Raw genomic sequence first — 5,135 nt, 5'->3', positions numbered from 1 at the left:
GTTTTTGTAGTTCTCAGATTATTTTAAGTCATTTTTAAGATTCAAATTTTAGGCTAAAGCATATTAAAGTCTTTGAACTAAAAAAATGCTTAAGCTGCCTTCTTTTCCCGGTCTACGCCAGATCAAACCCATCAGCCTTGCACGCTTCAACCTGTTACTCGCCATTTGGCTGGGACTGGTCTTAAACTTTGCTTTCTATCAGAAAATCCATCAATTGACGCCTTATACCAACCTCAAGGCAGGCGCATTATTGGCGGCTACAGTCCTGGTAGTTATCGGCTTGTACAATCTGGTCTTGCAGTGGCTGAACTGGAAATGGAATGCCAAGATACTGGCCAGTGTGCTGATCATTCTGGGCGGTTTTAGTGCTTATTTTGTCAATAGTCTGGGGGTTGTTATTACGCCGGACCAGATCCAGAATATGCTGCAGACCGATGCTCGGGAAGTCCGTGATCTCTGGTCAATACGGCTGGTGATCTGGACGCTGGTCTTTGTGATTTTTCCTTTGTGTATCATCTGGATGCTGAACATTCAGCCTGCATCTTTCGGGCGTCAATTGTTGCATAAAAGCCTTAGCAGTCTGCTTTCGGCCGTATTGATTCTAGGACTGTTATTCTGTTTTTATGTCGATTATGCAGCCATCTTCCGCGAGCACCGCGATCTGAAGGGCATGATTTCCCCACAAAATAGCATTGCATCCACCGTATCCTACTATAAAAAGAAAGCACCTAAAGCGAATTTGCCTTTGATTCCTTATGGTGAAGATGCCCATCTGCTGCAGCAGGCTCAAATACAGAAACAACCCAAATTGATGGTGCTGGTAGTGGGAGAAACTGCACGTGCCGAGAGTTTCGCTTTAAATGGCTATGCGCGCAATACCAATCCTGAACTGAGCAAGTTACCAGTAATTAATTTCAATCAGGTCAGCTCTTGTGGAACTGCCACAGCTGTTTCAGTCCCTTGTATGTTTTCGGGCATGTCACGTGAAACCTATGATGAACAGTTAGCCAGCCACCGAGAAGGTTTACTGGATATTGCTCAGCGCGCCGGGTATCAGGTGACCTGGATTGATAATAATTCGGGCTGTAAAGGTGCCTGTGACCGGGTACAAAAATACCAGATTCCGGCACAACTGAAACAGAAGTGGTGTGATGCCGGTGGTGAATGTTTTGATGAAATCCTGGTGGATAGCCTGAAAGATTATCTGGCACATCTGGATAAAAACAACCCGAAACCACAATTAATTGTACTGCATCAGATGGGTAGTCATGGCCCCGCATATTACAAGCGTTCCAAAGCGCCATATCAGCCATTTCAACCGACCTGTAATACCAATGCTATTCAGGGCTGTAGTACAGAAGAATTAAAGAATAGCTATGATAATTCGATTGTATATACAGACCATGTTCTTGCCCAGATCATTGAAACTTTAAAGCAGCAGACTCAATATCAGACCGGTTTCTGGTACCTGTCTGATCATGGAGAATCCACCGGAGAGCATGGTTTATACCTGCATGGTGCTCCTTATAGCATGGCACCGACCCAGCAAACCCATGTCCCGATGCTGATGTGGTTCTCCGATGCCTGGAAGCAGCAGAATACCCAGCAGGTCAGCTGTCTCAAAGGACAGACCGAACAGGCCCGTAGTCAGGATCATCTTTTCCCCAGCTTATTAAGTTTACTGGATATAAAAACGCAAGTGACTGAAGCTAAAAATGATATGCTTGCACAATGCTCACCATCATTAAAGAATAGAGCTTGAAATGCATAAAATACTGATTATTGAAGATGACTTTATGATTGCCGAGTCGACTGAAACATTGCTCAAGCTGCATCAGTTTGATGTGCATTGGGTCAATAATGGGATTGAGGGTTTAAAACAGTTACAGCAGCAGGTCTACGATATTGTCCTGCTCGATTTAGGCTTGCCGATGATGGATGGCATGCTGGTGCTAAAAAATATCCGGCAGAAGTTTCCGAATTTACCGGTGCTGATTATCTCTGCCCGGGATCAGTTACAAAATCGGGTAGATGGGCTGAATCAGGGAGCAGATGATTACTTGATTAAACCCTATGAATTTGACGAGCTACTGGCCCGTATTCATGCCTTAATACGCCGTAGTGGTTTAAAAAATACTGTGACAGATATAAATAAGAAATTATCACACAGTGGGCTGGAACTGGACCTGGAACAGCACATTGCATGCTTTAATGATGAACCGATCGAGTTATCTAATCGGGAATGGTCTATTCTCACTGCACTCCTCATGCATCCTAGCAAAATTTTTTCTAAAAACGATTTAGAAGACAAGCTTTATGATTTTGATAGTGATGTAAGCAGTAATACGGTAGAAGTTTATATCCATCATCTGCGGGCAAAACTAGGAAAAGACTTCATACGTACCATACGTGGGCTAGGGTATCGCTTAGGATGAGCGCCATGCAGAAACGTTATTCCTTGCAAAAACGTCTAGTTATTTATATTTCACTGTTTAGCGTGGTGCTGGGCTGTGTGCTGATCTTTGCTGCATACCGGATTGCGCTCGAAGAAATTAATGAAGTACTGGATAAACAGATGCAAAGCCTGGCAGAGCGCATTTCAGAAAATCATCCGCAGCCCCTGCAAAGTCAAATCGATCTGGCAAAACAATACAGTGAAGAAGATTTATTTGTAGATATCTGGTCCTATACAGATACAGCCACTTCCTTGCATCTGCAGGATGTTCTGGTGGCGCCGGTCAGGAAAGCAGGTTTCTACAAGCATCAAACGCCGTATGGAACCTGGTTAACTTATATTATTCCTGGTAAGCAATTACAGATTCAGGTGAGCCAGCAGCAAAATGTCCGGCAGGAACTGGCGCTGGAGCTGGCAGCCAATATGTTTCTTCCTTATGTGCTTTTCTTGCCTTTTGCAGTATTTGGCTTAGGCTGGATGATCCGGAAAAATTTTCAGCCGCTCAATGATTTTAAAACTGAATTGGCCAGCCGCAAGGCACAAGACTTAAAGCCAATTGCAATGAAAGATTATCCCTTGGAGCTGGAACCGACCATTCAGGAAATGAATTATTTGTTTGGCCGCATTTCTCTGGCCCAACAGGAACAACGTCAATTTGTAGCAGATTCTGCCCATGAATTACGCACGCCACTGACAGCACTAAACTTACAGCTGCAAATTTTGCTACAGCAGTTCCCTCAAAGCGAGTCTATCCATAATTTGAGTCAAGGCATTTTGCGTATGCAGCATCTGGTCAACCAGTTATTGAGTCTGGCCAAACAGGATGTGACCGAAGGTTTAAGCGAACCTGTTCAATTGCTATCACTGAATCAAATGACAGTCACCTGTATCGAAGAACTAATTCAATTGGCGCTACAGAAAGACATTGATTTGGGCGTAGAACAGCAGCAGGAACTGTTGATTCAGGGCCAAGCTTCGGCCTTGCACTCGATTATTTATAATTTAATTGATAATGCAATTAAATATAGTCCGAAGGATGGCGTGATTAATGTATCTATTTTCCAGCAAGGACGGCAGGCGGTTTTACAAATTGAAGACAGTGGGGCAGGGATAGATCCTGCTCAATTCAATCAGATCCGGCAACGCTTCTACCGGATACATAACCATGCAGAAATTGGCAGCGGTTTGGGTTTATCCATTGTAGATAAAGCCACCGAGCGCTTGGGTGGAACACTAGAATTTTCGCGAAGTACCAATCTGAGTGGCCTTTGTGTACAGGTCAAGCTTCCTTTAATCGAAGCCTAAGCGAATAAGCTTCTGGTTTTTTTGGAGTTAAGGTTGCCTGATACTAGAGAGTATAGGAGTGGTCTTTTCTATGGGTAGTTTATGGCTAAACAGCGTATAGCCAATGACATTCATGCACCAGATAATCCAGCCAGTCCATAAATTATGACTCAGGAAATGTGCTCCGCGCATCATTTGTGCCCAGCCCATGGTCAACCCTAAAATTACTGCAGCGATCAGAAGAAAATAAGCACGCTTGCGGTTAGAAATGCGATAAACAAAATAACCAGCCATCAACGCAAAACCACTAGATGCATGCCCTCCAGGAAAACAGTGGCCCGCAGTAGCACTAAAATCCCACAAAATCCCGTTATGGGTAGGTATGGTCATATCCCAGGGACAGGCATGGGCCGACTGAGATTTTAAAATTCCGATCGAGGCCGTGGTCAGCACCACCATGCTAAAAAAATAGCCAAATTCCCAGCGCCGCGTATGCCAGTTCTGCCATTTTAGTGATGCCAACCAGGCCAGTAATAATGTGATATACACCAGAATCAGCAGGTCTTTCACATAGCGATGATTGAGTTCTGCCAGTGCCCATTGTTTTCGAAGTGGAAATTGACCATGATCATCGATAAAGGGATAGATGAGCTGTAAGTCCAGCACTCCTCCAATGTCAAAGAAGTTGAGAAGAATCAAAAAACTGAAGATCAAAAGTAAAGTTTGGGTCAGTAAAAACCGGGAACGGTCAGTGATCATTTTTAAGTTGTCCATTTCAGGCAGTAGCAAGAGCAGAGGTCAAATCAAATGACCAGCCAAAATGATGCCCCAGGTCAGGGCAATTAAACTAAGTGCTACAAACTGAGCCGCACTGCCCATATCCTTGGCATTTTTAGACAGTTCATGCCGTTCCATGGAAATACGATCTACCACTGCCTCTATCGCTGAGTTAATCAGTTCAATGATCAGCGCCAACAGGCACACGGCGACCATGAGCGCTTGCTCAACTCGGCTAACTGGCATCCAAAAGCTTAGAGGAATCAAAATAAGATTAATCAGCAGGATCTGCCGGAAGGCGGCCTCATTTTGAAAGGCGGTTTTCAAACCAGCCATGGAATAACGGGTAGCATTGAAAATACGTTGTATTCCGGAAGTGCCTTTATAAAGTGAACGATCAGGGGACATAGAAATGATTCAGTTAAGACGAAATTTGATTAATTTAAGTTCTTAACCTTAAAACTCTCTTAAAAATGGATGTCGATTTGATCCGCATTTATCTAATCAGATTTATGATCTAGATGTGTATTTCAATCAGCTTTCATATAAAAAAATTAATTTGAATGGATTGGGGAGAATTCACCTTTTGAATGTTTGTGTAAAAAAGCTGTTTATTTAT

5 protein-coding genes are annotated in these 5,135 nt (G+C 43.5%); 3 read left to right on the top strand and 2 right to left on the bottom strand.

The window, feature by feature from the left end; translation table 11 throughout:
• Positions 1-85 precede the first annotated feature (85 nt).
• The 3 genes from D7V20_RS18510 to D7V20_RS18500 are packed head-to-tail and all read left to right on the top strand — an operon-like array spanning position 86 to position 3,760.
• Positions 86-1,762, top strand: a complete 1,677-nt coding sequence (locus D7V20_RS18510; protein ID WP_000916208.1) for a phosphoethanolamine transferase — start codon at positions 86-88, stop codon at positions 1,760-1,762.
• Between the two features lies 1 nt (position 1,763).
• A complete protein-coding gene (locus D7V20_RS18505) occupies positions 1,764-2,435 on the top strand; it encodes a response regulator transcription factor (RefSeq protein ID WP_005246441.1) in 672 nt (223 codons plus the stop codon).
• Positions 2,436-2,440: 5 nt separating this feature from the next.
• Positions 2,441-3,760 carry a sensor histidine kinase gene (locus D7V20_RS18500; RefSeq protein ID WP_120385345.1) on the top strand — a complete coding sequence of 440 codons (1,320 nt, stop codon included), beginning with the start codon at positions 2,441-2,443 and terminating at the stop codon, positions 3,758-3,760.
• 27 nt (positions 3,761-3,787) lie between these two features.
• Here D7V20_RS18500 and D7V20_RS18495 read toward each other — a convergent pair whose 3' ends face one another.
• Entirely contained in the window at positions 3,788-4,498 is a 711-nt protein-coding gene (locus D7V20_RS18495) for a phosphatase PAP2 family protein (protein WP_120385344.1), read from the bottom strand.
• A 39-nt stretch (positions 4,499-4,537) separates the two neighbouring features.
• Positions 4,538-4,924 carry a diacylglycerol kinase gene (locus D7V20_RS18490; protein ID WP_005404852.1) on the bottom strand — a complete coding sequence of 129 codons (387 nt, stop codon included), beginning with the start codon at positions 4,922-4,924 and terminating at the stop codon, positions 4,538-4,540.
• Positions 4,925-5,135: the final 211 nt, after the last annotated feature.

It is taken from the genome of Acinetobacter rongchengensis, assembly GCF_003611475.1.
Taxonomy (GTDB): Bacteria; Pseudomonadota; Gammaproteobacteria; order Pseudomonadales; family Moraxellaceae; genus Acinetobacter; species Acinetobacter rongchengensis.
This window is presented reverse-complemented; position numbering and strand designations above follow the sequence as displayed.

Bases quoted from the DNA above. Each gene is read 5' to 3' on its own strand.
- D7V20_RS18500 (WP_120385345.1), top strand. From the start codon at position 2,441: ATGCAGAAACGTTATTCCTTGCAAAAACGTCTAGTTATTTATATTTCA.
- D7V20_RS18495 (WP_120385344.1), bottom strand. From the start codon at position 4,498: ATGATCACTGACCGTTCCCGGTTTTTACTGACCCAAACTTTACTTTTG.
- D7V20_RS18490 (WP_005404852.1), bottom strand. From the start codon at position 4,924: ATGTCCCCTGATCGTTCACTTTATAAAGGCACTTCCGGAATACAACGT.
- D7V20_RS18505 (WP_005246441.1), top strand. From the start codon at position 1,764: ATGCATAAAATACTGATTATTGAAGATGACTTTATGATTGCCGAGTCG.
- D7V20_RS18510 (WP_000916208.1), top strand. From the start codon at position 86: ATGCTTAAGCTGCCTTCTTTTCCCGGTCTACGCCAGATCAAACCCATC.